At 68.2% G+C, this 4,770-nt stretch carries 4 protein-coding genes; 1 reads left to right on the forward strand and 3 read right to left on the reverse strand.

Going from position 1 to position 4,770, the window contains the following annotated elements; all coding sequences use genetic code 11:
- Positions 1-52: 52 nt before the first annotated feature.
- Both QZ332_RS13140 and QZ332_RS13145 read right to left on the reverse strand, forming a co-directional pair.
- Positions 53-1,918, reverse strand: coding sequence for a VanW family protein (locus QZ332_RS13140; RefSeq protein WP_295766249.1), 1,866 nt, complete (start codon positions 1,916-1,918; stop codon positions 53-55).
- Between the two features lie 112 nt (positions 1,919-2,030).
- Positions 2,031-2,822 (reverse strand): ParB/RepB/Spo0J family partition protein, encoded by a 792-nt coding sequence (locus QZ332_RS13145; RefSeq protein ID WP_295766251.1) that lies wholly within the window; start codon positions 2,820-2,822, stop codon positions 2,031-2,033.
- A 136-nt stretch (positions 2,823-2,958) separates the two neighbouring features.
- On the opposite strand from QZ332_RS13145, the gene QZ332_RS13150 reads away from it, so the two are divergent.
- A complete protein-coding gene (locus QZ332_RS13150) occupies positions 2,959-3,108 on the forward strand; it encodes a hypothetical protein (protein WP_295766253.1) in 150 nt (49 codons plus the stop codon).
- A gap of 105 nt (positions 3,109-3,213) precedes the next feature.
- Here QZ332_RS13150 and QZ332_RS13155 read toward each other — a convergent pair.
- A partial coding sequence (locus QZ332_RS13155) for a carbon starvation protein A (protein ID WP_295766255.1) occupies positions 3,214-4,770 on the reverse strand: 1,557 nt, incomplete at its 5' end.

A 4,770-nucleotide genomic window follows, 5' to 3' on the forward strand; every position in this document is an offset into this window, starting at 1 on the left:
CGTTTTCGCCAGGCTGGGACGGCCTGCGCCGAAAGCGCAGGCCGTCCTCTCATCATTCCTCCGAAGGCGGGATCACCACGATGTCCGGCGGCTCCTCCGGCGTGGAGGGCTCCGCCGGGATCTCCGCCGGGGCGGCGGCGGGGACCTCGGGCTCCTCCGTCCCGCCGGGCCCTGCGCCGGGCTCCGCGCCGGGCCCCTCCACGGGGGTCCCGGGCACTTCCGCAGGCGTAGAGGGGATCTCCGTGGGCACGCCGGGCACGCCGGGGATGGTCACGCCGGCCTCCACCTCGCCGTCGCCGGCGGGCGTCTGCGGCCCTACCAGGATCAGGCGGTCCCGGGACTTGTAGTCGCTGATGGCCTCCACCTCGCTGGAGAGCAGGTTCCCGCTGCCGTCGAAGATGTTCCGGTAGGTCTTCACCTTGTAGCCCGTGTAGGGCGTCACCTTCACCTGCCGCTGGCCGGGGGCCAGGGTGGGATCGAGCTGCTCCACCTCCTGGAAGGGCGTGGTGGACAGGGTCTCATAGGTCATCTTCACCGTCCGGTCGTCGCTCTTGGTGCCCCAGAGCTGGACGGTGAGGTAGTTGTCCTGATATTTGGCGGAGATCTTCAGGGGATACTTGGTGTCGTTGGTGAACTTGTAATCCGGCCCGCCCCAGGACACCGTGGCGTCCATGCCCCGTGTGATATAGGCGGGGATGTAGCGGTGGGCATAGCGCTCCGTGATCTCCAGGTCCGCGAGCAGACAGGCGTAGTACAGCGTGGAGGAGGGCTGGCACACGCCGCCGCCGATCTCGTCCACGGTCTCCCCCTGGACATAGGCGGGGGCGGCCTTATAGCCCTTGGCCTCGGTGCGCTGGCCCACGGTCTCGTTGTAGGAGAAGACGTCCCCGCTGTTGAGCACCGTCCCGTCGAAAGCGGCGGAGGCCAGGCGGACGTTGGTCAGCCGGGCGGAGGTGCCCCCCACGTGGGTGGTGCATTCCCCCAGCAGGTCCTTGAACAGGACGGCCTCCAGCTCCTGAGCGGTGATCTCCGGCTCCTGGATGTCGGCGGGGACGGAGACGGTCTCGCCGGGGGCGGCGGCGGTCAGCACCCGCTGGGCGGACACGGTGTCGAAGGAAGCGCCCCGCTTCTCCGGGAGGATCGTGCCGGACTCCGTGTCGTATCTGGCGTTCACCATCTCGCCGGAGACGGCCTCATGGATCTCTTGGATGGACAGGGGCTGCGCCGGTTGGGTGGTGAACTCCACCCGGACCTCCGACTCCCCCGCGGCGGCGGCGGCTCCCAGGGCGGCCCCCAGGGCCTGGGGGCCGATGGAGCGGCCGTTGGCCTCCTTGGTCATCAGGATCTCGTCGTCCCGGACGGTGTAGCTCCCGTCCACGGGCTCCAGCGCCAGATCCTCCGACAGCCGGGCCACCCCGGCCTGGAAGAGGTCCTCGTCCCGGTCCTCGGGGGCGAGGCCGCTCTCGCTGCGGTCGGTGAGGAGGGAGAGGACCCGGGCGCCCCGGCTGAGGAAGGGGGCGGCCTGCTGGTCCGCGAAATGCCGCTGGGCGATGGCGGGGCAGCGCTCCGCCGTGTAGCCCAGCTCCGCCAGGGAGATCGAGGCGTCCCCGGCCTCGCCGGGCCAGCCCTCCTCCTCCGCCTTCTGGGCCGTGGAGACGGTGAGGGTCTGCCCGGGCAGGGCGGCGGCCAGGGTCTTGGCGGCCTGATCCACCGTGAGGCCCCCCACGGCGACGCCGCGTATGGCCTCCCCGGGATAAAAGACGGTCCGGGACCCGGCCCAGGCGCAAAGCCCGGCGTAGGCCCCGCCCATGATGGCGGCAGTCAGGGCCAGGGCGATGAAGATGGGGGCCGCGCCGCCCTTTTTGGCCCCGGCCCGGTCCAAGTCCGTTTGTTTGACTTCATTCGTCAGCAGTCCCATGAAGCCCCTCCTTTTCGGCCCGCACACGAAAGGGCCGTTCCTATCTCAGGGTATTCTAACACATCCGCGCCGAAAAAGAGATTACAATCCAGTAACAAGAAGCCGGGCCCCTTCAAGGGCTGGGCCGCCGCGGGATCCGCAGCGTCAGGACGATCTCGTCCTCGGTGTCGTCCCGCCGGCACTGGGCGTCCACCCCCGCCTCCCGGACGATCCGCAGCCCCCGTTCCACGCTGTTCAGGAAGAGCCGCACGTCCTTGAGGACGTAGGTCCTCCGCCCCGCCGGGGGCGTGGCCTGGAGGGCCTCCAGCCGCCGCTCGATGTACTGCTCGGTCTGGGCCACGTTCCACTGCTTCTCCGCCGCCCGGCGCAGGGCCTGCAGCCGCTCCTCCTCGTCCTCCAGGCGCAGCAGGGCCCGGGCGTGGCGCTCCGTCAGCCCGCGCTCCAGCAGCAGGGCCTGGCACGCCGGGGACAGCCGCAGCAGCCGCAGCTTGTTGGCCACCGCCGAGGGAGAGCGGCCCAGCTGCGCCGCCGCCTCCTCCTGGGTCGCCCCGGTCCGGCGGAGGTAGTCCGCGATGGCCGCCGCCTCCTCGAAATAATGGAGGTCCTGCCGCTGGAGGTTCTCCACCAGGGCCAGCAGGGCGGACTCCTGTTCGTCCGCCTCCGCCTCCACGCAGGGCACCGCCTCCAGCCCGGCGAGGCGGGCCGCCCGGAGCCGCCGCTCCCCCGCCACCAGCTCCCAGCCGTCCGGCCTGCGGCGGACCACCAGGGGCTGGACCACGCCGTGGCGCCGGATGGATGCCGCCAGCTCCCGCAGGCCCGCCTCGTCGAACATCCGCCGGGGCTGGCGGGGATTGGGCCGGATGGACCCCACCTCCAGGCGCAGCACCCGCTTGTCCTCATACATGGGACCGCCTCCTTCCGCTTTGTCCTGATTTTACAGGAACGGGGAGGGGGAAAGAGCGGGGAATCCGTCGGAGGGGAAAATACGGCTTGCGCGGAGGGGCGGGACCCGGTATGATATCGATAAGGAGGTGCCTTTCATGACAACGGGAAAAGACGGTGAGACGATCGAAAAAGCCATGCTCTGCGACTTGCGCCTGATCTTCTTTACCGGAGGAAAGGATACCTATACCAGGGGAGGGATCGTGGGACGGTTGGATGAGATCGCTCTCGCGAAGGACCAAGAGTGAACGAACAGGACAGATGGGGAGGCCCGGCGGATCGTCCGCCGGGCCTCCTTCCGTGCAAGAGACATCCAAGCCGCGCGGAGACTGGCAAAACTCCGCGGGGACGTGTTACGCCTTCTGCTTCTTCTTGGGATGCATGATGGTGCTGATGCCCTCGATGGCCAGGATCACCGCCAGGACCACTAGCAGGACGCCCAGGATGGCCTGGACATAGGGGCCCCAGTCCGCGCCGCCGGCGGAGATCACGGCGATCTGGTTCTTGGTGTTCACCAGCAGCGAGCAGATGGTCACGATGATCATGAAGCCCATGGGGAACAGGAACATCTTGTTGTTCTTGCCGATGTTGCCCAGCCAGGTGGCCACGGCCAGCAGGCCCAGGCCCGCCAGCAGCTGGTTGGCGGAGCCGAACAGCGCCCAGATCTTCTCATAGCCGTTCAGGCCCAGCAGCACGCCCAGCACCACGGTGATGCCGGTGGACACGTACATGTTGGAGAGGACCTTCTTGTAGCCGGTGACGTTCTCCGGGGTCTCGCCCTTGCTGGAATCCAGCCAGAACTCCTGGAACATGAACCGGGCCAGACGGGTGGCGGTGTCCAGGGAGGTCAGGCAGAAGGCGGAGTAGGTCAGCACCAGCAGGGTGTACAGGATGCTGTAGGTGCCGGGGATGGTGTCGTCGATCATGTGGGCCAGGCCGCCGCCGAAGATGGCCGTCGCGCCCGCCAGCTTGGCATCGGGGTTGGCGGCGTTCCAGCTGTAGGCATAGGCCACGGCGCACAGGGTCAGGATGGCCAGCACGCACTCCAGGAGCATGCCGCCGTAAGCGATGGGCTTCGCGTCGGTCTCTTTATCCAGCTGCTTGGAGGTGGTGCCGGAGGAGACCAGCGAGTGGAAGCCGGAGATCGCGCCGCAGGCGATGGTGGTGAAGAGCACGGGGAAGATGGGGTTGCCCGCGTGGGTCTCGGGGTTGGTCTCCACGAAGGTGTTGACCACGGCCATGCTGCCCATGTCGGGCCGGGCCAGGACGACCGCCACCACGGCCAGGGCCAGCATGGCGTACAGCAGGAAGGAGCTCAGGTAGTCGCGGGGCTGGAGCAGGATCCACACCGGGGTGACGGAGGCGATGGCGATGTAGATGCCGCAGATCCACATCCAGGCGTCCTTGCTCAGGTAGATGGGATGGAAGTTCATGCCGATGGCGATGATCACCACGATGGCGATGACGCCGATGACGCTGGCCACGCCCATGGGGGCGTTCCGGCGGTACACCAGGAAGCCGAAGACGATGGCGATGGCGATGAACAGCAAGGAGACCATGGCGACCCGGGCGTTGGCCTCGGAGGCGGCGTAGTCCACGGCGCCGGACTCGGTGAAGGTGGCGCCGAAGGTGCCGGCCACGATGGAGGCGAAGGCCGCCACCACCAGGATCAGAGTCAGATAGGCGAAGATCAGGAACAGCATCTTGGCCCGCTTGCTCATGTTGGTGGAGATGATCTCGCCGATGGACTTGCCGTCGTGGCGGACGGAGGCGAACAGGGCGCCGAAGTCATGGACGCCGCCGAAGAAGATGCCGCCGATCAAGATCCACAGCGTGCAGGCCAGCCAGCCGAAGCCGGCGGCGCCGATGGGGCCGGTGATGGGGCCCGCGCCGGCGATGGACGAGAAGTG

It is taken from the genome of uncultured Oscillibacter sp. (assembly GCF_910584465.1).
Taxonomy (GTDB): domain Bacteria; phylum Bacillota; class Clostridia; order Oscillospirales; family Oscillospiraceae; genus Oscillibacter.